This is a genomic window from Pseudoxanthobacter sp. M-2, from assembly GCF_046156265.1.
Taxonomy (GTDB): domain Bacteria; phylum Pseudomonadota; class Alphaproteobacteria; order Rhizobiales; family Segnochrobactraceae; genus CAMDHY01.
Map to the genome: position 1 here is coordinate 251,803 of NZ_JAWDIR010000011.1, position 21,290 is coordinate 273,092.

A 21,290-nucleotide genomic window follows, 5' to 3' on the forward strand; every position below is an offset into this window, starting at 1 on the left:
GTCGGTCCGCTTGAAGCACGCGGACGCGGCGGCGGCAATGCCGGCGGTGGAAAAGTGGCGGGGCCCGTGAGGGCCCCGCCGGTCGTCGGTTATCTGTCGGAAGGCAGCCGTCAGGCCGTCTTCTCCTGCATCACCGTCGGGCCGCGCGGGCGGCGGACGTCGTCGATGAAGGCCTGCATCTCCTTCGACGGCGCCGGCGTCAGCAGGCTGACGACGATCATCACCAGGAAGCCGACCGGCAGGCCGAACAGCGCCGAGGAGATGTTGTTGACGCCGAACCAGCCGATCTTCGAGTGCAGGGCCGCGAAGGCGGTCTCCGGGTTGGCGAGGGCCGCCGCGACGTCGACCACCGGGGCGCCGGTGAGCGCGTTGGTGAGCGACGTCATGCCGAGCACCTCGACACCGAACACCGGGTAGTAGCGGGTCACCAGCAGGTAGAGCAGCGTGATGCCGAAGCCTGCGATGATGCCGGCGACGGCACCGGCCGACGTCGTCCGCTTCCACCAGACACCCAGCACCAGCGCCGGGAAGTTGCCAGCGGCAGCGAGCGAGAACGCCCACGACACCATCGCCAGAATGTCCGCCGGACGGGTCGAGGCGACCCAGGCGGCAGCGATGGCGACGATCACCAGCAGGATGCGGGCGATCAGCAGCCGCCGGTGCGTCGGCGCGTTCTGGTCGATCATCTTGTAGTAGATGTCGTGCGACAGCGCGTTGGCGATGGCGAGCAGCAGACCGTCGGCGGTCGACAGCGCCGCCGCGAGGCCACCGGCGGCGACGAGGCCGGCGATGACATAGGGCAGGCCGGCGATTTCCGGTGTGGCGATGACGATCGTGTCGGCGTTGATGGCGAGATCGGAAAGCCGCAGCACGCCGCCGTGGCCCTCGAGCGCACCGCAGGCCGCGGTGATCGCTTCGACCGTCGAGGCGTCGACGCCGCAGACCTTCACCAGGCCGATCTTGCCGTAGGTGTAGATCCACTGCGGCAGCGTCTCGAGGCCCGCCCCGATGACGTTCTGGTAGACCTCCAGCTTCGCGAACGCCGCGTAGGCCGGCGCCGTGAAGTAGAGCAGGAAGATGAACAGCAGCGACCAGGCGACCGACTTGCGGGCGGCGCGGACGCTGGGCGTCGTGAAGTAGCGCATCAGGATGTGCGGCAGCGAGGCGGTGCCGACCATCAGGCAGAAGATCAGGCCGAAGAAGTTCAGCGGCGTGTAGTTGGTGAACGGCTCGACGTGAGCCTTCAGGCCAGCGACGGTCGCAAGGCCGTTCTGCAGCATCTGCTGCTCGAGCCCGTTGATCTCCTGCAGGGCCTGGCCGTAGGTGAACTGCGGGATCGGCAGGCCGTAGCGCTGCGCCGACAGCCACACCACCGGGATCAGGTAGGCGATGATCAGCACGATGTACTGCGCCACCTGCGTCCACGTCACGGCACGCATGCCGCCGAGCATCGAGCAGAGCAGGATGCCGAGCAGGCCGACGAACACGGCGATCTCGAAGGAGATGCCGAGGAAGCGCGAGGCGATGATGCCGGTCGCGTAGATCTGCGCCACCACGTAGGTGAAGGAGCAGCAGAACAGCACGATGATGCCGAGGAAGCGGGCAAAGTTGCCGCCGAACCGCGCCGACAGGAAGTCGGGGACGGTGTAGGCGCCGAACTTGCGCAGATAGGGTGCGACGAGGGTCGCCACCAGCACGTAACCGCCGGTCCAGCCGAGCACGAAGGCGAGGCCGTCATAGCCGAGCAAATAGAGCGTGCCGGCCATGCCGACGAACGAAGCGCCGGACATCCAGTCGGCCGCCGTCGCCATGCCGTTGTAGAGGGCGGGAACGCGGCGCCCGGCGACGTAGTATTCCGACACCTGCATGGTGCGCGAAAGCACGCCGATGCCGGCATAGACCGCCAGCGTGAAGAAGACGAACAGGTATCCGATGATCTGATTCGGCAGCCCGAACTGTTCGAGGACCGCGAGCAGAATGACGAAGGCGGCAAAGCCGCCGGTGTAAAGGCCGTAGACTTTGCCGAGGTTGTCGACGAAGTCGCCGCTGCCGGATTGCGTAGCCATGCGGATGTTCTCCCCTCGCTCAGTCGTCTTCGGCGACGCCGAACTCACGATCGATCGAATCCTGACGTGCCGAGAACCAGAAGATCAGCACGACGAAAACGATCAGCGAGCCCTGCGCTGCCATGTAGAAGCCGAGCGGGAAGCCGGCGATGACGATTTCGTTCAGCGGCTTGACGAAAGCGTGGATGACGAAACCGAAGATGAACCAGATCACCAGGCTGGTGATCATCAAGCCCTTGGTCTTCGACCACCAGGCTACATCGTTGCTGCTTGACATCTGCAGTCACCCCCTTGCGCTCGGGCGCGCCAATGCAACCTGCCAAGAGCAGGTGACGGCCGCTTCCTCCGGGACCGGGATCCCCAGAGCGGGGATCCTCATTGTTGATTCGCGCGCACACGTCGTCACGCTGCTGTGAAAGCTAGCATCGCTCGGACGAGGGGTCGTCCTAGACTTTGGACGGACGGACCGAGGACTGTTGCACTGCAACAAGTAGAAGCGCGGGGGGCGGGCGCCGGTTCGTCGGGCGCCGCGCCGCGGCGGCGCCCGACGCAGGGGGCTCCGGCCTACTGTGCCGCCCAGGTCTCCTGGCCGATCTGGGTGCCGCCGCCATAGGTCCAGACGCCGTCCCACTGCTCGCCGTCCCGGATGAACAGCGCGACGCCGAAGTTGTCGCCGGACTTGTAGCCGACCGACAGGAAGTCGTCGTCGCCGACGGCCGTGCCGATGGCCTGGTTGTTGCCGATCGACCACTTTAGGGAGAAGACGTTCTCGCCGACCTGCTCCACCGTCACCGTGCCGGAATAGCCGCCCTGGCCGCCCGGATTGGTGCCGATGACGTTGTAGGTGCCTTCGGCGCCGGCGAGGGCCGCCGTCGAGAACGCGAGGGTGGCGGTGAAGGCGAGCGAGGCGATGAGGCGCATGGTGGTTTACTCCGGATGTTCCCGCGTTGGCGTGTCGGCCCGGCGCAAGCGGGATCTGCGTCCGGTCGAACTTCTGTGATGGCGGTGAGACGGGGGAACCCGCGCAAAAGGTCGGCGCCCCGTTAGGGGCTGCCTCGCTACCGTCTTCCGTCTGACTGGCTGGTCCCGTCCCCTCGCGCCCCGCCCAGGGGGCGGCGGCGGCGTCGGTTCCGATCTCAAGCGGCGCGTCGCGCCGCGCATCCCCCCGCATGCCTTGGCGTTCGCCCCGATCCTACAGCGAATCTGGGACGGGCAACGCTAAAGAGTGTGGCGATCACGCGGACGGGATTTGGCTCTGCCTCGAGCGGCGGTGGCGGCCCGTCAAGCGAGGATGATGGCGTCGCTGTAGCGGGCGACGGTCCGGTCGCTGGTGACGAGGCGCATCGGCTCGGTCATCGCCTGGGCGACGATGATGCGGTCGAACGGGTCGCCGTGCAGAGGCGGCAGGTGCTCGACCGCGGCAGCGTGGTCGGCGGTGACGGGCAGAAGCAGGAAGCCCGAGCCGAGGGCGAGGTCGCGCGCCTCGGCCGCCGTCACGGGCATCAGGCTTTCACCATAACGGGCCCGCTTGATCGCGATCTCCCAGATGCTCGCCACGCTGACCGCGACCGTGTTTCCCGGGTCTAAAATCAGCTCTCGAGCCACCTTGGGCAAGCGCTGGGAGTTGGCGAGGGACCAAAGCAAGAGATGAGTGTCGATCAGAAGGTTCACGGCTTCTCGCCGTGGAAAAGCTCGGCAATCTCGTCGTTGTAGGCGTCGATATCGTCGGGAACGACGAACTTGCCCTCGGCGATGCCGATACGCTTGCTGACGTCGACCGGAGGCGGCGTGAGCGGCACAAGCTTCGCCGCAGGCCTGCCGTTGCGGGCGATTATGATCTCGCGCTCGGCACCGCTCTCGATCGCCTCGACGAGGCGCGACAGCTGCGTCTTGGCGGCGAGCATGTTGACGGTGGTCATCCTGACCTCCTTGGCTAATCCTGACCAAGATAGGGGTACGGCTGCCCGCACGCAATCGACGAAACGCAGAAGGGGCGGCCTCGCGGCCGCCCCTCCCGGTCTTCATTCGCACTGAAGCGGATGGACTTCCTCAGAAGTCCATGCCGCCACCGAAGCCGGGCTTGCCCGGCTTCGGCCCTGGTTCAACTCGGGCGAATGGACTTCCTCAGAAGTCCATTCCACCCATGCCGCCACCACCCGGCATCGCCGGCGCCGCGTCCTTCTTCGGCAGCTCGGCCACCATCGCCTCGGTGGTGATGAGCAGCGAGGCGACCGACGCCGCGTCCTGGAGAGCCGTGCGCACGACCTTGGTCGGGTCGATGATGCCCGACTTGATCATGTCGACGTAGGCCTCGTTCTGGGCGTCGAAGCCCATGGTCTCGGCCGACTCCAGCACCTTGCCGACGACGATCGAGCCTTCCACGCCGGCGTTCTCGGCGATCTGGCGGATCGGAGCCTCGAGGGCCCGCAGCACGATCTTGATTCCCGCCTCGACGTCCGGATTGTCGGACTTCAGCTTGGCGACTGCCTTCTTGGCGCGCAGCAGGGCGACGCCGCCGCCCGGAACGATGCCTTCCTCGACCGCCGCGCGGGTGGCGTTGAGGGCGTCGTCGACGCGGTCCTTCTTCTCCTTCACCTCGATCTCGGTGGCGCCACCGACGCGGATCACCGCGACGCCGCCGGCGAGCTTCGCCAGCCGCTCCTGCAGCTTCTCGCGATCGTAGTCGGAGGTCGTCTCCTCGATCTGCGCCTTGATCTGCGCGACGCGGCCCTCGATGTCCTTCTTCTTGCCGGCGCCGTCGACGATCGTCGTGTTCTCCTTGGTGATGGAGATCTTCTTCGAGCGGCCGAGCATGTCGAGGGTGACGTTCTCGAGCTTGATGCCGAGGTCCTCGGAGATGACGGTGCCGTTCGTCAGGATGGCGATGTCTTCGAGCATCGCCTTGCGGCGATCACCGAAGCCCGGCGCCTTGACGGCCGCGACCTTCAGGCCGCCGCGCAGCTTGTTGACGACGAGCGTGGCGAGAGCCTCGCCCTCGACGTCCTCGGCGATGATGACGAGCGGCTTGCCCGACTGCACGACAGCCTCGAGCACCGGCAGCATCGCCTGCAGCGACGACAGCTTCTTCTCGTGGATGAGGATGTAGGGGTCCTCGAGCTCCGCGATCATCTTCTCGGCATTGGTGATGAAGTAGGGCGACAGGTAGCCGCGGTCGAACTGCATGCCCTCGACGACTTCGAGCTCGGTGTCGAGCGACTTCGCCTCTTCGACGGTGATGACACCCTCGTTGCCGACCTTCTGCATGGCGTTGGCGATCATGTCGCCGATGTCGCGCGCGCCGTTGGCGGAGATGGTGCCGACCTGCGCCACTTCCTGCGAGGTCTTGATCTTCTTCGAGCGCTTCTCGAGGTCCTTGATGGCCTCGAGCACGGCCATGTCGACGCCGCGCTTCAGGTCCATCGGGTTCATGCCGGCGGCGACCGCCTTGGCACCTTCCTTGACGATCGCCTGGGCGAGAACGGTCGCCGTCGTGGTGCCGTCACCGGCGATGTCGTTGGTCTTCGAGGCCACTTCGCGCACCATCTGGGCGCCCATGTTCTCGAACTTGTCCTCGAGCTCGATCTCCTTGGCGACGGTGACGCCGTCCTTGGTGATCCGCGGGGCGCCGAACGACTTGTCGATGATGACGTTGCGACCCTTCGGGCCGAGGGTCACCTTGACGGCGTTGGCGAGAATGTCGACGCCGCGCAGCATCTTGTCGCGCGCGTCGGAGGAGAACCTCACGTCCTTGGCTGCCATGGATGCGGTCCTTTATGTCTGGGATGTCAGCAGATTGGGGAAAGGCGACCGGGGACGTCGGCTCAGCCGACGATGCCCATGATGTCGCTCTCCTTCATGATGAGGAGGTCCTGGCCGTCGATCTTGACCTCGGTGCCCGACCACTTGCCGAACAGGATCTTGTCGCCGGCCTTGACGTCGAGCTTCACGAGCTCGCCCTTGTCGTTGCGCGCGCCGGGGCCGACGGCGACGACTTCGCCCTCCTGCGGCTTCTCCTTGGCGGTGTCGGGAATGATGATGCCGCCCTTGGTCTTCTCCTCGGACTCGAGGCGACGGACGACGACGCGATCGTGCAGCGGACGGAACTTCATCGCTGGATCTTTCTCTGCGTTCGATTTGCAATCCGGATCCGGCCCGGCCGCTCGTCCGCGCTTGCCGCGCCGAGCCGGTGGATGGCCGAAACCCCCGTGCTGCTAGCACTCACTTCCGGAGAGTGCCAGCGGCGCCGTGGATTTAGGGACGGCGGGTGCGGCTGTCAACGGTCGGGCTGACACCGTCATCGCATCGTCAAACGATGTCGAACCGGCCGCCGGCACTGTTGCGTCTGCGGTGGACAGTCCGTTCACCCACCTGCGCGGGCGACGCCGGCACCTTAAGTCGTGGCGAGACCGCCGCTTCCTCCCATGCGGCGTGACCGGAAGGACCGACTGCGATGACGAAGGTGCTCGTTCTCTATTATTCCAGCTGGGGCCACATGGAGCAGATGGCGAACGCCGCCGCCGAAGGCGCGCGCGCCGCGGGCGCCGACGTCACCGTCAAGCGGGTGCCGGAGCTGACGCCGGTCGAGGTCGCCAAGCAGTTCCACTACAAGCTCGACCAGGCGGCGCCGATCGCCGACCCGAACGAGCTCGCCGACTACGACGCGATCATCTTCGGCACGCCGACCCGCTACGGCATGATGGCCGCGCAGATGAAGAACTTCCTCGACCAGACCGGCGGCCTTTGGGCGAAGGGCGCCCTCGTCGGCAAGGTCGGCTCGACGATGTCGTCGTCGGCGACCCAGCACGGCGGCCAGGAGGCCACCAACTTGTCGTTCCACACCGTGCTCCTGCACCACGGCATGGTGGTCGTCGGCCTGCCCTACGCCTTCCAGGGCCAGATGGGCGTCGACGAAGTGAAGGGCGGCACGCCCTACGGCGCCTCGACGATCGCCGGCGGCGACGGCTCGCGCCAGCCGAGCGAGGTCGAACTCGCGGGTGCCCGCTTCCAGGGCGAGCACGTCGCCAAGATTGCGGCGAAGCTCTCCGCCTGAGGCGAGCGGCCGGCGGGCTGACCGCCGGTCCTGGAGATCAGACGACGGCGCGGGCTGCTCAGCGGTCCGCGCCGTCGCTCGTTTCGGGGGAGGCCTTCGCCTCGGCGCCGGGGTCGCGGCCCGCGGCGATGGTGCCGCGCGCCGAGGCGCGGCCGCGGGCCGACGTGCCGGGCGGCTTCAGCGCGACGAGGCAGGCGCCGATGATGATGGCGGCGCCGGCGATGGTCGACACCGTCGGGATCTCGTCGAAGGCGAGCCAGCCGAACAGCGCCGCCCACAGGAACGAGGTGTATTCCAGCACCGCGAGGCGCGAGGCGGGGGCGTGCGACAGCGCCCACGCCATCATCAGCTGCCCGCCGGTGCCGAGCAGGCCGCAGAGCGCGAACAGGAAGATGTGGGAGAGCTCGACCGGCTGCCAGAAGGCGATGCCGAACGGGATCAGCACGATCGCCGCCGCCGTCGTCTGCAGCATCACCATCGCCTCGACCGAATCGTGCATCGACTGGCGGCGCACCAGCACGTTCGACAGCGCATAGGTGACGGCGCTCAAGAGCGCCGCGGCGAAGCCGAGCGGCGCGTTCTCGCGCTGCGCGAGCACGAACTGGCCGTGCAGGATGACGAGCACGCCGATGAAGCCGATGCCGAGGCCGACCAGCACGCGCGGCGGCAGCGGCTCCTTCAGCATGGTGCGGCCGAGAATGGCGATGAAGAACGGCGCGAGGAAGCTCACCGCGATGACGTCGGCGAGCGGCAGGATCGTTACCGCGAAGAAGAAGGAGGAGGCGACGACGACGATGAGGCCGCCACGCAGGCCGTTCGCCACGATCGAGCGGGCGCCGAGGCGCTGCGGCCGGCGCAGGAACACCGCCCAGACGATCGGCGTGCCGGCGACATAGCGCAGGAACACCGCCATCAGCACCGGATAGAAGGCGACGAGGCCCTTCATTACCGCGTCCATGCCGATGAACACGCCGATGCCGGTGGCGGCGACGGCGAGCGGCACGAAGGAGACGTCGTGGCGAAGCGGTTTCACAGGGGCACTTTCCCTCAGCCGAGCGCGCGGGCGTAGGGAAACTCCCACGAGGAGGATTGGTCGCCGAGGAAACGCACGCCGGGTACGCGGGCAAAACCGTTCACCGCGTAGAACCGGTGGGCGTCAACGAAGCGGGTGTCGGTCCACAGCCGCACGCTTCGGGCGTTCTGCGTCCGGGCATGGTTGAGGGCGAGGCCGAGCAGGGCCTTGGCCAGGCCGCGGCCGCGAACGGGGGCGGCGAGATAGACCTTGGCGATCTCGAACACGGCCGGATCGGTCGTCGCCGCCACGGCGAACGAGCCGATGATCGCGCCGTCCTCCTCGACGACCCAGATGGCACCGGCGCGGGCCCCGTAGTGGGTTGCCGGGTGGGCGAGCTCGGGGAACTCGGCGTCGACGTAGAAGCAGCCGGGATACTCGGCGAAGACGCCGGCGATCAGCCGGGCGATGCCGGGGCCGTCGCCATCGCGGGCGTGGCGAATGAGGTCGGATGGGGCGGGGGACATCGGGCAGCCGGGAGGCGGACGGGGAGGCCGAGGCTTAGCTGATCCGCGCCGGGGGTGGAAGGGTGGGTGGTGGGCGATCAGGGCGACGGCGTCCGCGCAATTTCGAACCTGGCCGCGACCGCCCAACGTCGGAGGTAGTCCGGGATGTCGGTCGCTGAATTCCTATCCATCCACGCCAGGAACCAGCTCGTCATGCCGTCCCACCGCGCCAGCGCTCCAGGCGGGAAGATGTTCCATCCAAGTTCTTCCAAGGTGAAGTTCGCCTTGGCAGCGTTGCGGAGCATCGAGGTCGTCACCCAGTTGGAGGCGTCGTCGGCTCCACCGCGCGATACGGGCACGATGTGATCGATGGTCGGGAAGAGCTCATAGAACGCAAAGTGACAGACGTCCGACTTCCAATTCGGGTGGAAGGGAAACTCAGTCGGCAGTAGATGCGACAGCAACCTCAGGGCACCAGGGAAGACGAGGCGCCGCCCGGTGTAGCGATCGATGAAGCCGTCCCGCACGAACAGTCGCATTGCCTGCCTGTCAGAGCAGCGACGTGCCGCGTTGGCGAGTGGCGTGAACGGATAGTCTCTCCGAACGATCGACGCCGCGTGATCGAGCCGATCAGACGCGAGCGCCGCGCAGACCTCGGCGATCGTGGCGGCCTTGGTGTCCGACGGCGGAATGGCGATCTCTTCTTGCCGATCACAGTTTGGAATTGTGGCGCTGGTAGTCAGATGGGCTGGCAGTTTCGCCAGCCGCGCTACATCGGTAATGGCCGCAGCGAGGACGGCTGAATCACCGTCCTCCACCGCTGCTGCGACATACGCGGCGACGGCCTCCTCGCTGTCGAGGTGGTCGATGGAGTTCCAGACAGAGGTTGGGGTCTTCATGGCCACGCTGCCTTCTGCCGATCTCACAACAGAGACCAGCCTCAGCTTCATAAAGTAGCCGATCTCTCCGACGGCTACCAAGGCGTGTCACACTTCCGGCGCCTTCCCCCAGCGACCGCCCGCCACCCCGCGCCTGCGTTTCTTTGCGGCGCTGATCCTGATAAAAGGGATGACCCGTGACCCAGGCCGAGCGACCGCTCAGGAGAACATGATGGACCGCGCAACGGACGTGGACGCCGGCTTCGAGCCGACACCGAACAATCTCGAAGCCTTCTTCATGCCGTTCACGGCGAACCGCTCCTTCAAGAAGCGGCCGCGCATCGTCAATCGCGCCGAGGGCGTCTACTACTTCAAGCCCGACGGCTCGCCGGTGATGGACGCCTCGGCCGGTCTCTGGTGCTGCAACGCCGGCCACGCCCGGCCGCAGATTGTCGAGGCGATCCGCTCGCAGGCGCAGGCGCTCGACTTCGCGCCGGTGTTCCAGTTCGGCCACCCGAAGGCGTTCCAGCTCGCGAGCCGCATCGCCGCGATGGCGCCGGGCAATCTCGACCACGTCTTCTTCGGCAACTCCGGCTCGGAGGCCGTCGACACGGCGCTGAAGATCGCGCTCGCCTATCACCGCGTCCGCGGCGAGGGCCAGCGCACGCGCCTGATCGGTCGCGAGCGCGGCTATCACGGCGTCGGCTTCGGCGGCATCTCGGTCGGCGGCATGGTCGCCAACCGGCGCATGTACGGGGCGATGCTCGCCGGCGTCGACCACCTGCCGCACACCTATGACCGCTCCAAGCAGGCCTATTCGCGCGGCGAGCCGGAATACGGCGCCCACTTCGCCGACGAGCTCGAGCGCATCGTCGCGCTGCACGGCGCCGACACCATCGCCGCCGTCATCGTCGAGCCGATGGCCGGCTCGACGGGCGTGCTGCCGCCGCCGAAGGGCTATCTCAAGCGCCTGCGCGAGATCACCGCGAAGTACGGCATCCTGCTCATCTTCGACGAGGTCATCACCGGCTTCGGTCGCCTCGGTACGGCGTTTGCCGCCGAGCGCTTCGGCGTCACGCCCGACCTCATCACCTTTGCCAAGGGCGTCACCTCCGGCACCGTGCCGATGGGCGGCGTGCTCTGCTCGAAGCCGATCTACGACGCCTTCATGCAGGGCCCGGAGCACGTCATCGAGCTCTTCCACGGCTACACCTACTCGGCGCACCCGCTCGCCTGCGCCGCCGGCCTCGCCGCCCTCGACGTCTACCGCGACGAGAAGCTGTTCGAGCGCTCGGCCGCGCTCGAGGCGCCGTTCGCCGACGCGCTGTTCGACACCATCAAGGGCCTGCCGCTGGTCGAGGACATCCGCACCATCGGCCTCGTCGGCGCCGTCGACCTCGCGCCGATCCCCGGTGCGCCGGGCCTGCGCGCCTACACGGCGCTCGAGAAGGCGTTCCACGACGTCAACCTGATGATGCGCATCACCGGCGACACCATCGCCATCTCGCCGCCGCTCGTGATCACCGAGAGCGAGATCGACGAGCTGATGGGCAAGCTGAAGAAGACGATCGAGCTCGTCGCCTGAGGCGACGGTCCTGAACACGGCCGGCGCCTGCGCCGGCCGTCGAAACTCAAGCGCGGCGGCCCATGGCCGCCGCGATGCGTTTCAGCGGCCGGCCGTCGATCAGCGCCAGCCCCAGGCCGATCAGGGCGATGCCGAGGAAGTGCTCCGGCGCCAGCCGCTCGCCGAGCACCAGCGTGCCGAGCAGCATGGCGCTCACCGGCACCATGAAGGTGACGAGCGAGATCGACGTGGCCCCCGAGCGGGCGAGGATGCGGAAAAACACGATGTAGGCGAACGCGGTGGAGGCGAGCGCCAGTGCCACCACCGAGCCGATCGCCGGCAGGCTCGGCACCGGCAGCGTCCACGGCGCCGCGAAGACGAGTGCCATCGGCACCATGATCAGCGTCGAGGCGGTGAGCTGGCCGGTCGCCGTCTGCACCGGCGACAGCCCGAGCCGGCGGAAGCGCCGTCCGAACACGGTGGCGAGCCCGTAGCAGAGCGCAGCACCCAGGCAGGCGAGCTCGGCGAGCACATCGGCCTCGACGCCGGCGAGCGCGCCGGGGCCGATCATCGCCACCACGCCCGAAAATCCCACCAGCACGCCGGCGATGCGGCCGAGCGTCAGCCGCTCGTCGGTGGTGGCGACATGGGCGACCAGCACGGTGAACAGCGGCGTCGTGGCGTTGAGGATCGCCGCCAGCCCGCTCGCGATGTGGCTCTGGCCCCAGACCAGCAGCGTGAACGGTATGGCGTTGTTGACCACCCCCATCAGCGCGAAGGCGCCGATCGCGGCCGCCGTCGTCGGCAGCCGCTCGCCGCCGAGCCGCAGGACGAGATGCAGCGCCAGCGCGGCGATCAGCACGCGCGCCGCGACGATGACGAGCGGCGGCAGTTCGACGACTGCGATCGCCACGAAGAAGAACGAGCCGCCCCACAGCAGCGACAGAAGCACGAGCAGCCCCCAGTCGGAGAGGCTGAGCGGGCGCAGGGCTGGCGATGGAGGGCGGGGAGGGGACACGGAACCGGCCGGCGAACGGGACGGCCGGGACCCTACAGGCTCGCCCCCGCCGGCGCACTCCGCATTTTGCGGCCGTCTTCCGGCCGCGGAAAAGGGAGGCCCGAACCCCTTCGTCGGCCGCCTACTCCAGCAGCGCCACGTCGTACTTGGCCGTCAGCCGTTCGATCGTCGCGCGATCGTGGTCCGCGACGCTGTCGACCTCGATGAAGTAGTTGCCGAAGCGGCCCGGTATGATGGTGAGCAGGAGTTTTCCCGGCGTCGTGCCGACATTGCGGAAGGTGTGCGGAATGTCGCGCGGGCCGACGACGTTGGTGCCGGGGCCGGCGACGAAGCGGTCGCCGGCGACGCGGAACTCGAACTCGCCCTCGATGACGTAGAAGATCTCGGTCTCGTGGCGGTGGGTGTGCAGGGGCGGTCCCTTGCCCGGCGGGATCGTCTGCTCGAGCATCGCGTAGGCGTCGTTCACCGCGTCGGGGCGCACCAGCACGCGCGAGCGGCCGTCGAGCACGTTGACGCCGTCGGTCGACGGCAGGCTGACGATCGGCACGGTGGTTTCGGTCTGTTCGAGCATGGCCAACGGTCCCTGTGGCGGATGCCAGCATTCGGCGAGCATCGCGTCAGCCCCGGCGCCAGTGTCGCGGCGCGCCCCCGCGTGTGCAAGACGGGCCGGTGCCCGGTGCGGTTCGCGCGGGCCGCCTTGTCGCCCGCGCGCGAACGGATCAAAGATGCGCCGCAACCAACGGTCCTCCTCCGCGATTGGGGGAGGCCGACGACCTCACCCTGGGAGCGCTCATGCAGCGGACGGCGATCTATCCGGACCTTGCCGACAAGACCGTGTTCATCACCGGCGGCGGCAGCGGCATCGGTGCCGCCCTCACCGAGGGCTTCGCCGCCCAGGGCGCCCGCGTCGCCTTCGTCGACATCGCCGAGGCGCCGAGCCGGGCGCTGGTGGCGCGGCTTTCCGACAGCGCCGGCGGCGTGCCGCTGTTCATCCCCTGCGACATCCGCGACGTGGCGGCCCTCAAGGCGGCGGTGGAGCGGGCGGGGACGGAGCTCGGCGACGTCGCGGTGCTGATGAACAACGCCGCCAACGACGAGCGCCACGCCGTTCTGGATGTCACGCCCGAGTACTGGGACGGGCGCATGGCGATCAACCAGCGGCCGATGTTCTTCGCCGCCCAGGCGGCGATCCCGCAGATGAAGCGGCGCGGCGGCGGCTCGATCGTCAATTTCGGCTCGATCTCCTGGCGGCTCGGCCAGGGCGGCATGCCCGCCTACACGATGGCGAAGGCCGCCGTGCACGGGCTGACCCGCGGCCTCGCTCGCGACTTCGGCCCCGACCGCATCCGCGTCAACTCGCTGCTGCCGGGCTGGATCCTGACGGAGCGGCAGAAGGAGCTCTGGCTGACGCCGGAGGCCGATGCCGAGCGCCGCAAGGGCCAGTGCCTCGACCTCGAGATCGGCCCCGCCGACGTCGCCGAGATGGCGATGTTCCTCGCCTCCGACGCCGCCCGCGCCATCACGGCGCAGGAGTTCATCGTCGACGCCGGCTGGGCGTGAACGCCGGCCGCGCCGGCGAAGGCGCGGCCGTCTGCGGCGGTGCCGCGTCGCCGAACGGCCCCGCTCGCCGCGATCCGGGGCGATCAAGGCCTCGTTGAGACTCGGCCGTGTAGTATCTGACCCTGAGCCGCCAAGCCCATTCCGGAGGTGCCGTGCCGACGCGTTCCGATCCCCCTCGTCGCCTCGCCAGCGGCCTCCTCGCCGCAACGGTGGCGGCGACGCTCGCCGCCTGCACCACCACCGGCGAGGTCGGCGGCCGCGACGACGCGATCTGCGTCGGCCAGGGCTTCCAGGCGGGCAGCGCCGACTACGTCAACTGCCGCACCGTGCTCGCCAACCAGCACCGCGACGACGCCCTCGTCGCCCGCAGCGAGTATTTCGGCAACGACTGAGCGCACCGGCGCCGGCCTCTTGCCTTCGCGGGAGAACCGGAGCTTGCTCCGCTGCACACCTCATGCGGAGCCCTTCCGATGTCGCTCGAGCTCTGGCTCGCCTTTGTCGCCGCCTCGGCGATCCTGCTCGCCATTCCCGGCCCGACCATCCTGATCGTCGTCTCCTACGCCCTCGGCCACGGACGGCGGGCAGCGTTGTCGACGGTCGCGGGCGTGGCGCTCGGCGATTTCACCGCAATGACCTGCTCGATGCTGGGCTTGGGCGCGCTGCTCGCCACCTCGGCGATGCTGTTCACCGCGCTGAAGTGGCTCGGCGCCGCCTATCTCGTCTGGCTCGGCATCAAGCTCTGGCGCGCGCCGCCGACGCTCCCTGCCGCCGGGGCGGAGGGCGAGACCGGTGCGGCGTCCGAGCTGCGGCCGTGGCGGATGTTCGGCCACGCCTATGTGGTGACGGCGCTGAACCCGAAGAGCCTCGTCTTCTTCGTCGCCTTCCTGCCGCAGTTCCTCGACCTATCCGCCCCGCTCGCCCCGCAGATGATCGTGCTGGAGGCGACCTTCGTGACGCTCGCGGCCCTGAACGCACTCGCCTACGCGCTGGCCGCCTCCGCCGCCCGCACCCAGATCCGCCGCCCGTCGGTGCAGCGGGCGGTGAACCGGGTCGGCGGCACGCTGCTGATCGGGGCGGGCGTCGCGGCGGTGACGTGGCGGGGCGGGTCGTGAGACAGGTGGGGCGCACCCCCAAAATCCGCGACGCCGCTACGAGGTCGGTCCCAGAAGTTGTCGACGGTGTGGACAGGCTCCCATGGTCCACCCTCGCCAGCCTCCGCCATCGCCCTCACCGCCCGAGCATGTTCGCTTCGACGCTCTTCAGGTGGGCGTGCATGGCGGCGCGGGCGGCGTCGGGGTCGCGACGCTTGAGGGCTTCGACGAGGGCGCCGTGCTCGGCGCAGTAGGCGAGGCGGCGGGCCTCGCTGAAGGAGCGGCGCTTCATCTCCTGCCAGGGCGTCTGGTGACGCAGCACGTTGAGGAGGTTGTGCAACTCCTTGAGGAGCTCGTTGCGGCAGCAGGCGAAGATGCGGTGGTGAAGCTCGGCGTCGCAGGCCTCGAACCCTGGCATGTCGGTAGCAGCCTCGGCCGCGCGGTGCGCCTCCTCGACGGCTGCGAGCTCGGCGAGTGAGGCATTGAGGGCAGCGACGGCAGCCGCCTGCGGCTCGATCAGGAGGCGGATCTCCATCATGTCGGCGGGGCTGGTGCCCTCGATGCGCTCGACGATGGCGGCGACGGACGGGGCGACGCCGCCGTTGACGAAGGTGCCGCGGCCGACGTGGCGGGTGATGGCGCCGGTGTCGGCGAGCATCTCGACGGCACGCCGCACGGTGTTGCGGGCGACGCCGTAGTCGGCCGCGAGCTCGCGCTCCGGCGGCATGCGGCGGCCGGACCATTCGCCAGCGTCGATACGCTGGCGCAGCGAGCGGGCAAGGTCCTCGGCGACGGCACGGGGCATGGAAGGTCCGTTGTTGTTCTGAACCGTTAGTGAGCCAATTAGCATCGGCTGGGCGGGGCGTCTAGGGGGATTGGCAGTGGGCAGTGGGCAGTAGGCGGTGGGGTGGGCAGTGGTCGTGGGCGGCGGGGACTAGCGGGTGGGGATTGCGGATTGAGTGGTGGAGTGTCGAGCATGCCTGGAGGCTGCCGCCACCCCCTCCGTAGTCATTCCCGGCCTTGTGCCGGGAACCCATCCGGCGCAGCAAATGCGGCGCTACGGTCCCGCGTTGAGTGCCTGTGGCAACCGTTGCATGGGTTCCCGGGACAAGCCCGGGAATGTCTACGCAGAGGGGGGTGATCGCGGCAGAGGAGAGGTGAGTCCGCGGAGACGGTGGGTGGTCCGCACGGAAGGCGCCGCCGATTGTCGCCGCCGCGGCGGCCGCCCGCACCATGCGGCAGGCGGGTGGGCACTCCCATCGATAATCCCCGCACGCCCCCTTGCAGATGAACCAGATTGGTTCTAGCGTGGCTCAACTAAGGGGCCGCGTGAGACGGTCGTGTCGGGAGGAAGACGATGAAGGTAGCGACCTTCCGGTTCGCTGGCGAGAGGCATGTCGGCGTCGTCGACGATGCCGGCCTGACCATCGCCCCCTTCGATCTGACGCAGGACGAGGCCGAGCAGGGGATCACCGCGCTGATCGGGCGGTCCCTGCCGGGCCAGCGCTCGCCGATCCCGCTGGACCGCGTCACGCTCGAGGCGCCGATCCCGCGGCCGCGCCGCAACATCTTCTGCGTCGGCAAGAACTATTTCGACCACGCCCACGAGTTCGCCAAGTCGGGCTTCGATTCCTCCGCCGCCAACGGCGCGGTGCCGAAGGAGCCGATCATCTTCTCCAAGGTGCCGGAGACGGTGATCGCCGATGCCATGCCGATCCACATCGACCCCGCGGTGTCGGCGGCGATCGACTACGAGGCCGAGCTCGCCGTCATCATCGGCACAGCGGGCCGCGGCATCACGAAGGAGAACGCCCTCGACCACGTCTGGGGCTACACCATCGTCAACGACGTGACGGCGCGCGACCTGCAGGGCCGCTACAGTCAGTGGCTGATCGGCAAGTCGCAGGACACCTTCTGCCCGATGGGGCCGTTCGCCGTGACGCGCGACGACCTCGACCTCGCGACGACGGGCATCCGCTGCTTCGTCAACGGCGAGCTCCGGCAGAACTCCAACACCGGCCTCCTGATCTTCGACGTGCCGACGATCATCGCGACGATCTCGGCCGGCGTGACGCTGCAGCCCGGCGACGTCATCGCCACCGGCACGCCGGCCGGCGTCGGCATCGGCTTCCAGCCGCCGAAGTACCTGAAGGACGGCGACGTCGTGCGCGTCGAGATCGATGGCATCGGTGCGCTGCAGAACGCCGTGCACGAGGTGCACCCGTGACGACGATCCGCCTCGGCCAGCTCGTGGCGGAAACGGCCGGCGAGGGGCCGGCGGTGATCCTCGTGCATGGCCTCGGCGGAACGTCGAACACCTTCCAGCCGCTGATGGGGGCCCTGTCGGGCCACCGCGTCGTCCGGCCGGACCTGCCGGGCTCCGGCCGCTCGCCGGTGCCGCACGCCGCCCCCTCGATCGAGAGCTATGTCGAGGCGCTGGTCGGCATGGCGAAGGCGCTCGGCGTCAGCCAAGCCCATTTCGTCGGCCACTCGCTCGGCACCATCGTCTGCCAGCATCTCGCGGCTGCGCACCCTTCGCTGGTGACGTCGCTGACGCTGTTCGGCGCGCTGATCGAGCCTGCCCAGGCGGCCCGCGACGGGCTCGCGGCGCGGGCGCGCACGGCGCGCGCCGAGGGCATGGAGGGGATCGCCGAGACGATCGTCGCCAACACGCTGTCGTCGGCGACGCGATCCGGCAATCCGGCGGCGGTGGCCTTCGTGCGAGAAAGCCTGATGCGCCAGGACGGCGAGGGCTATGCTCGGACCTGCGAGGCGCTCGCCAAGGCTGTGGCGGCGGACGCCCGCCTGATCTCCGCGCCGACGCTGATCGTCGCCGGCTCGGACGACCCCGTCGCACCGGTGAGCGTCGGCCAGACGCTGGCCGAGCGCATCCGCGGCGCCAGGGCCGTCGTGCTCGACGGCTGCGGCCACTGGATGACGATCGAGAAACCCGCCGAGTGCGCGCGGCGCCTCGGCGACTTCATGAGGACGAACGACCGCGGGTGACCGGCCGCGCCACCCGAAATGGGTGGACGAGAACAAGCGGTGGCCGGCACCGACAGGGAGGACCGACGATGGCCGACAACGGCATGTACGGCGCCCGCTGGGGCGCGAACGGGCGTGAGCCCGACAGCGTTCTGTTCACCAACGTTCGCATCCTCGATGCGACGGGCGAATATCCCTACACTGGCGAGGTGCTGGTGCAGGGCAACCGCATCAAGCAGGTGAGCCGCAGCGGCGGCGCCCGCTTCGGCGGTGGCATGAGCGGTTCGGGAATGTCCGGCTCGGGCATGAGCGGCTCCGGCCTGTCGGGCGGCGGCGCCACTGTCATCGACGGTGCCGGCGCGACGCTGATGCCGGGCATGATCGACGCCCACCTGCATCTCTCCTGGAACAACGCGCCGGGCATCGACCCCATCCAGATGATGGAGGTCGAGGAGCACATGCTCGTCACCATGGAGATGGCGAAGCTGGTGCTCGACGCCGGCTTCACCGCCGGTCGCGGGGCGGCGGCGGCGAAGCCGCGGCTCGACGTGGTGGCGAAGAAGTTCATCAATCAGGGCCGCTTCCCCGGTCCTCGCTACCTGGCGGCCGGCCCCGAGATCACCACCGTCGGCGGCCTCGGCGACGCGGCGCCGTCGCACATCCCGCACGAGGGGCTGAACCTCGGCATCGTCGTGTCGGGACCGGAGGAGATCCGGCGGGTGGTGCGCACGCTGATCAAGTACGGCGTCGACTCGATCAAGTTGAACCTCTCCGGTGAGGAGATCACCGGCATGGGCGCTGAGGAGACGCCGATGTCGGAGGAGGAGGTGGCGATGGCCGCCTCCGAGGCGCGCTGCCGCAACAAGGTCTTGTCGGCGCACGCCCGCTCGTCGGGCTCGGTCAAGCAGTGCGTGCGGCACGGCATCCAGAACATCTACCACGCCTCGTTCGCCGACGAGGAGGCGCTCGACATGCTCGAGGCCGTCAAGCACAAGCACTTCGTGGCGCCGGGCCTTGCCTGGCTCATCAACACGGCGCGCAATGCCGGCGACTACGGCATCAAGCCGGGCTCGCCGGTCACCGTCCTCTACGAGCGCGAGCTCGAGATGGCGGTCGAGACGATGCGCAAGATGCACAAGCGCGGCATCAAGGTGCTGATCGGCGGCGACTACGGCTTCGCCTGGACGCCGCAGGGCACCAACGCCAAGGACATCGAATACTTCGTCGACCTGCTCGGCTTCTCGCCGATGGAGGCGATCATCGCCGCGACCCGCTACGGCGGCGAGATCATGAACATGGGCAACGAGCTCGGCCAGATCAAAGAGGGCTACCTCGCCGATCTCCTGCTCGTCGACGGCGACCCGATCGCCAACGTCCGCATCCTGCAGGAGAAGGACCGGCTGCTCGCCATCATGAAGGATGGCAAGTTCCACAAGCGGCCGCAGGTGCAGAGCGAGCGGCGGCGGCTGATCGCATGAGCATCGCCGGCGAGACGGGAGCGGCACCGCGCGTGATCACGCGCGGCCAGGCGTGGGGCATCGTCGCGTTCTTCGCGGCGGCGCTGTTCGCCTGGCTGCTGTTTGCCGTCTGGCCGGCGTGGCTCAACGCCATCCTGATCTCCAAGAAGGCGTTCTTCTCGTCGATCTTCAACGGCATCACGCTGGCCGGCCTCTACTTCCTGGTGGCGAGCGGCTTCACCCTCGTCTTCGGGCTGATGCGCAACGTGAACCTCGCGCACGGCTCGCTCTATCTGCTCGGCGCCTATCTCGGCTACGAGGTGACGCGCATCACCGGCTACTGGCTCGTCGGCGTCGCGGCCGGCTTCGCCGTGCTCGCGGTGCTCGGGCTCTTGATGCAGGTGTTCGTGTTCCGGCGGCTGGAGGGCGACGACCTCCGCCAGACGCTGGTCACCATCGGCATCTCGATCGTCGCCGCCGACCTGATGCTGTGGATGTGGACCGGCGCCACCTACCAGATCGCCACCCCCGCCTGGCTCGACGGGGCGGTGAAGCTGCCGGTCGTCACCGCCTACCGCTCCAGCGGCGACGCGGTGTTCCTCACCTATCCGTTCTACCGGCTCGTCGTGCTGGCGGCGGCGATCGTCATCGGCATCGGGCTGTGGCTGCTTCTGAACCGCACCCGCGTCGGCATGATGATCCGCGCCGGCGTCGATGACCGGGCGATGCTGGCCGCTTCGGGCGTCAACGTGCACGCGGTGTTCGCGGTGGTGTTCGCGATCGGGGCGGGGCTTGCGGGCTTTGCCGGTGTCGTCGGCGGGTCGGCGCTGTCGGTGGCACCCGGCGAAGATGTCCGCTACCTGCTCGCCTCGCTCGTCGTCGTCATCGTCGGCGGCATGGGCTCGATCACCGGGGCGGCGATCGGGGCCCTCCTCATCGGCCTCGCCGAGCAGGTCGGCCTCGTCTACTTCCCGACCTACGGCATCGTGCTCACCTTCGTCATCATGGTGGTGACGCTGGCGATCCGGCCCCAGGGCATCATGGGGAAGGCGCGATGAGCCTCGCGCTGCCGACCTCCGATCCGACCCGCGCCGCCACCCCGGCGTTCGCCGGCGGCGGGCTCGCCCATCTCGTGCTGGCGGCGGGGCTGGTGCTCTATCCGGCGGTGGCGTCGGACTTCTTCCTGACGCAGATCGGCGCCTACTCGCTGATCCTCGGCATGGTGGCGCTGTCCCTGATGCTGCTCGCCGGCTACGGCGGCATGGTCAGCCTCGCGCAGCTCTCCGTCGCCGGCATGGCCGGCTATGCGGTGGCGATCTTCGGGCTGAACAGCTCCGGCGTGCACGGCTTCGGCTGGCCGTGGTGGATCGTCGTGCCATTTGCCGTCCTGATCGCCGGCGTCGCCTCGGCGCTGATCGGGGCGATCTCGTCGCGCACCGATGGCATCTACACGATCATGATCACGCTCGCGATCGCCACCGCCACGTTCTACTTCACCCAGCAGAACTACGCGCTGTTCAACGGCTTTCCGGGTTTCGCCGGCATCCGCGCGCCGGAGTTCTGGGGCGTGTTCTGGCGCGACCCGGTGCCGTTCTACTACGTCACGCTCGCGGTCGCCGCGCTCTGCTACGCCGCCGTGCTCTACGCCGCCCGCTCGACGTTCGGGCTCGCCCTGCAGGCGATCCGCGACAACCCGCGGCGGATGCGGGCGATCGGCTTCGACGTCACCGCCCACAAGATCGTCGCCTACTTCTATGCCGGCCTGATTGCCGGGCTCGCCGGCGTGCTGCTCGTCTGGTTCAACGGCCGCATCTCGCCCGGCACGATCAATGTCGCGGCCGCCATCAACATCCTGATCATCGCCGTCATCGGCGGCATGCGGCACCCGATCGGGCCGTTCCTCGGCGCCCTCGTCGTCGTCTTGATGCAGACCTTCGCCATCGACCTGATCGGGGCAGAGCGCTTCAACACGCTGATCGGTCTGTTCTTTCTCGTCATCGTCTTCGCCTCGCCGGATGGCCTGCTCGGCCTCTGGGGCCGCTTCAAGCCCCGCCTCGGCCAGGAGTCGATCGGACGGTTGCCCTGAACGAGGGGCGGTCGTCG

The 21,290-nt window shown here is 68.6% G+C and carries 23 protein-coding genes; 10 read left to right on the forward strand and 13 right to left on the reverse strand.

The window, feature by feature from the left end:
- Window positions 1–110: 110 nt before the first annotated feature.
- The 7 genes from RUR49_RS06215 to groES all read right to left on the reverse strand — a co-directional run bounded on the left by RUR49_RS06215 (window position 111) and on the right by groES (window position 6,175).
- Window positions 111–2,066 carry a sodium:solute symporter family protein gene (locus RUR49_RS06215; RefSeq protein ID WP_409145502.1) on the reverse strand — a complete coding sequence of 652 codons (1,956 nt, stop codon included), beginning with the start codon at window positions 2,064–2,066 and terminating at the stop codon, window positions 111–113.
- Between the two features lie 19 nt (window positions 2,067–2,085).
- The gene (locus RUR49_RS06220) at window positions 2,086–2,343 is read right to left on the reverse strand and encodes a DUF4212 domain-containing protein (protein ID WP_409145503.1); all 258 of its coding nucleotides are present in this window, start codon (window positions 2,341–2,343) and stop codon (window positions 2,086–2,088) included.
- Window positions 2,344–2,630: 287 nt separating this feature from the next.
- Window positions 2,631–2,987, reverse strand: coding sequence for a hypothetical protein (locus RUR49_RS06225; RefSeq protein WP_409145504.1), 357 nt, complete (start codon window positions 2,985–2,987; stop codon window positions 2,631–2,633).
- Window positions 2,988–3,347: 360 nt separating this feature from the next.
- Entirely contained in the window at window positions 3,348–3,737 is a 390-nt protein-coding gene (locus RUR49_RS06230; RefSeq protein ID WP_409145505.1) for a type II toxin-antitoxin system VapC family toxin, read from the reverse strand.
- Window positions 3,734–3,985 carry a type II toxin-antitoxin system Phd/YefM family antitoxin gene (locus tag RUR49_RS06235; protein WP_409145506.1) on the reverse strand — a complete coding sequence of 84 codons (252 nt, stop codon included), beginning with the start codon at window positions 3,983–3,985 and terminating at the stop codon, window positions 3,734–3,736. The genes RUR49_RS06230 and RUR49_RS06235 overlap by 4 nt, the downstream gene beginning before the upstream one ends.
- A 205-nt stretch (window positions 3,986–4,190) precedes the next feature.
- Window positions 4,191–5,825, reverse strand: a complete 1,635-nt coding sequence (groL, locus tag RUR49_RS06240) for a chaperonin GroEL (protein WP_409145507.1) — start codon at window positions 5,823–5,825, stop codon at window positions 4,191–4,193.
- Window positions 5,826–5,887: 62 nt separating this feature from the next.
- Window positions 5,888–6,175 carry a co-chaperone GroES gene (gene groES, locus RUR49_RS06245; RefSeq protein ID WP_409145508.1) on the reverse strand — a complete coding sequence of 96 codons (288 nt, stop codon included), beginning with the start codon at window positions 6,173–6,175 and terminating at the stop codon, window positions 5,888–5,890.
- A 341-nt stretch (window positions 6,176–6,516) separates the two neighbouring features.
- Here groES and wrbA point away from each other — a divergent pair, with 341 nt between their 5' ends.
- Complete coding sequence (gene wrbA, locus RUR49_RS06250) at window positions 6,517–7,116, forward strand: NAD(P)H:quinone oxidoreductase (RefSeq protein ID WP_409145509.1); 600 nt, start codon at window positions 6,517–6,519, stop codon at window positions 7,114–7,116.
- Window positions 7,117–7,174: 58 nt separating this feature from the next.
- On the opposite strand, the gene RUR49_RS06255 is transcribed toward wrbA, so the two are convergent.
- The 3 genes from RUR49_RS06255 to RUR49_RS06265 form a co-directional block, all read right to left on the reverse strand.
- On the reverse strand, window positions 7,175–8,149 hold the full coding sequence (locus tag RUR49_RS06255; RefSeq protein WP_409145510.1) for a DMT family transporter: 975 nt from the start codon (window positions 8,147–8,149) through the stop codon (window positions 7,175–7,177).
- Between the two features lie 14 nt (window positions 8,150–8,163).
- Window positions 8,164–8,655: a GNAT family N-acetyltransferase gene (locus tag RUR49_RS06260; RefSeq protein ID WP_409145511.1), complete on the reverse strand. Its 492-nt coding sequence runs from the start codon at window positions 8,653–8,655 to the stop codon at window positions 8,164–8,166.
- A gap of 77 nt (window positions 8,656–8,732) precedes the next feature.
- Entirely contained in the window at window positions 8,733–9,584 is an 852-nt protein-coding gene (locus tag RUR49_RS06265) for an HNH endonuclease (RefSeq protein ID WP_409145512.1), read from the reverse strand.
- A 157-nt stretch (window positions 9,585–9,741) separates the two neighbouring features.
- Between RUR49_RS06265 and RUR49_RS06270 the strand changes: the two genes are divergently transcribed.
- On the forward strand, window positions 9,742–11,097 hold the full coding sequence (locus RUR49_RS06270) for an aspartate aminotransferase family protein (protein WP_409145513.1): 1,356 nt from the start codon (window positions 9,742–9,744) through the stop codon (window positions 11,095–11,097).
- A 46-nt stretch (window positions 11,098–11,143) separates the two neighbouring features.
- On the opposite strand, the gene RUR49_RS06275 is transcribed toward RUR49_RS06270, so the two are convergent.
- Window positions 11,144–12,094 (reverse strand): DMT family transporter, encoded by a 951-nt coding sequence (locus RUR49_RS06275; RefSeq protein ID WP_409145514.1) that lies wholly within the window; start codon window positions 12,092–12,094, stop codon window positions 11,144–11,146.
- Between the two features lie 121 nt (window positions 12,095–12,215).
- Window positions 12,216–12,665, reverse strand: coding sequence for a cupin domain-containing protein (locus RUR49_RS06280; RefSeq protein ID WP_409145515.1), 450 nt, complete (start codon window positions 12,663–12,665; stop codon window positions 12,216–12,218).
- A gap of 221 nt (window positions 12,666–12,886) precedes the next feature.
- On the opposite strand from RUR49_RS06280, the gene RUR49_RS06285 reads away from it, so the two are divergent.
- The 3 genes from RUR49_RS06285 to RUR49_RS06295 all read left to right on the forward strand — a co-directional run bounded on the left by RUR49_RS06285 (window position 12,887) and on the right by RUR49_RS06295 (window position 14,766).
- Complete coding sequence (locus RUR49_RS06285; protein ID WP_409145516.1) at window positions 12,887–13,654, forward strand: SDR family NAD(P)-dependent oxidoreductase; 768 nt, start codon at window positions 12,887–12,889, stop codon at window positions 13,652–13,654.
- A gap of 152 nt (window positions 13,655–13,806) precedes the next feature.
- Window positions 13,807–14,046: a hypothetical protein gene (locus RUR49_RS06290; protein WP_409145517.1), complete on the forward strand. Its 240-nt coding sequence runs from the start codon at window positions 13,807–13,809 to the stop codon at window positions 14,044–14,046.
- 78 nt (window positions 14,047–14,124) lie between these two features.
- Entirely contained in the window at window positions 14,125–14,766 is a 642-nt protein-coding gene (locus tag RUR49_RS06295; RefSeq protein WP_409145518.1) for a LysE family translocator, read from the forward strand.
- A gap of 115 nt (window positions 14,767–14,881) precedes the next feature.
- On the opposite strand, the gene RUR49_RS06300 is transcribed toward RUR49_RS06295, so the two are convergent.
- Entirely contained in the window at window positions 14,882–15,550 is a 669-nt protein-coding gene (locus RUR49_RS06300) for a FadR/GntR family transcriptional regulator (protein WP_409145519.1), read from the reverse strand.
- Window positions 15,551–16,102: 552 nt separating this feature from the next.
- Here RUR49_RS06300 and RUR49_RS06305 point away from each other — a divergent pair.
- The 5 genes from RUR49_RS06305 (at window position 16,103) to RUR49_RS06325 (ending at window position 21,273) form a co-directional block, all read left to right on the forward strand.
- On the forward strand, window positions 16,103–16,972 hold the full coding sequence (locus tag RUR49_RS06305; RefSeq protein ID WP_409145520.1) for a fumarylacetoacetate hydrolase family protein: 870 nt from the start codon (window positions 16,103–16,105) through the stop codon (window positions 16,970–16,972).
- Window positions 16,969–17,751, forward strand: coding sequence for an alpha/beta fold hydrolase (locus RUR49_RS06310; protein WP_409145521.1), 783 nt, complete (start codon window positions 16,969–16,971; stop codon window positions 17,749–17,751). Before RUR49_RS06305 ends, RUR49_RS06310 begins: the two co-directional genes overlap by 4 nt.
- A 68-nt stretch (window positions 17,752–17,819) precedes the next feature.
- Entirely contained in the window at window positions 17,820–19,208 is a 1,389-nt protein-coding gene (locus RUR49_RS06315) for an amidohydrolase family protein (RefSeq protein WP_409145522.1), read from the forward strand.
- Complete coding sequence (locus RUR49_RS06320) at window positions 19,205–20,245, forward strand: branched-chain amino acid ABC transporter permease (RefSeq protein WP_409145523.1); 1,041 nt, start codon at window positions 19,205–19,207, stop codon at window positions 20,243–20,245. The genes RUR49_RS06315 and RUR49_RS06320 overlap by 4 nt, the downstream gene beginning before the upstream one ends.
- Window positions 20,242–21,273, forward strand: a complete 1,032-nt coding sequence (locus tag RUR49_RS06325) for a branched-chain amino acid ABC transporter permease (protein ID WP_409145524.1) — start codon at window positions 20,242–20,244, stop codon at window positions 21,271–21,273. Before RUR49_RS06320 ends, RUR49_RS06325 begins: the two co-directional genes overlap by 4 nt.
- Window positions 21,274–21,290: the final 17 nt, after the last annotated feature.